Genomic DNA, 1179 nt, shown 5'->3' on the forward strand with positions numbered 1-1179 from the left:
GGGGAGGGGTAGAGGACGAGCCCGAAGCCGTGGGCCGAGGCGACCTCGGCGGCTCCGGTGTGCACGCGCGAGAAGAAGTCGTTGGAGAGCGCCGGGATCACCAGGAGCGCGGTGCGGGTGCCGCCGAGGCGGAGGCTGCGGGCCGCGAGGTTGGGGCGGTAGCCGAGGTCGCGGGCGGCCTCGCGTACGGCGTCTGCGGTGCGGGGGGCGACGCGGCCGTGCCACTTGCCGCCCAGGACGAGCGAGACCGTGGCCTGGGAGACGCCGGCGGCGCGGGCCACGTCGTGGCCGGTGGGCCGGTCGGCGGCGGGTTCCCGGCTGTCTCGCGGCACGCTTCCTCGCTCCTCCCGCGGGTGCTCTCTTCTCCGGGGATCCTCTCGCATGATACGTATGACGGCGCACGTTATACGTACAACCACCGAGCGTCCGGCGGACGCCCGGCGGGTTGCTGGAGGGGAGGGGCGGATGGCGAGGGGCTACGTCGAACTGCTGCGGGCCCGGCACGCGGTGCGGCTGCTGGCGGGGACGCTGCTCGGGCGGCTGCCGAACGCCACCGGGCCGCTGGCCATCGCGCTGTTCGTCCGGGCGCAGGGCGGCGGGATCGCGCTGGCCGGAGCGCTGTCGGCGCTGTACGGGCTGGCCACGGCGGTGGGGCAGCCGATGCTGGGGCGGCTGGTGGATCTGCACGGGCAGCCGCGGGTGATGCTGCCGGCCGCGCTGCTGTCCGCGCTCGGCGCGGGGACGCTGGCCCTGGCCGGTACCGGTTCGCTGGTGCTGGCCACCGCCGCGGTGCTGGTGGCGGGGGTGTGCACGCCGCCGCTGGAGGGCGGGCTGCGGGCGCTGTGGCCGGGCGTGCTGAAGCGGCAGGAGCGGGTGCACGCGGCGTACGCGCTGGACGCGGTGGCGCAGGAAGTGATGTTCGCGCTGGGGCCGTTGCTGGTGACGCTGCTGGTGGCGTGGTGGAGCGAGCAGGCGGCGCTGCTGGTGATCAACGCGGTCGGGGTGCTGGGGGCGCTGTCGGTGGTGGTCTCGCCGCCGTCGCGGGCGTGGCGGTCGTCGCCGCGGGTGGCGCACTGGCTGGGGGCACTGCGTTCCCGGGGGCTGCTGGCCCTGCTGTGCGCGTTCTTCTTCGTGGGCGCTGCCCTGGGGGCGACGGCGCTCGCGGCGGTGGCGTACTCC

General features: G+C 76.1%; 2 protein-coding genes. One reads left to right on the top strand and one right to left on the bottom strand.

The features are described from left to right. On the bottom strand, positions 1–383 hold a 383-nt coding region (locus G5C65_RS37485), incomplete at its 3' end, for a LacI family DNA-binding transcriptional regulator (protein WP_165303508.1). 82 nt (positions 384–465) lie between these two features. Between G5C65_RS37485 and G5C65_RS37490 the strand changes: the two genes are divergently transcribed. Beyond that, positions 466–1179 (top strand): MFS transporter (locus G5C65_RS37490; protein ID WP_165303509.1); only part of this gene is annotated, 714 nt, incomplete at its 3' end.

The organism is Streptomyces boncukensis, from assembly GCF_011045075.1.
Taxonomy (GTDB): domain Bacteria; phylum Actinomycetota; class Actinomycetes; order Streptomycetales; family Streptomycetaceae; genus Streptomyces; species Streptomyces boncukensis.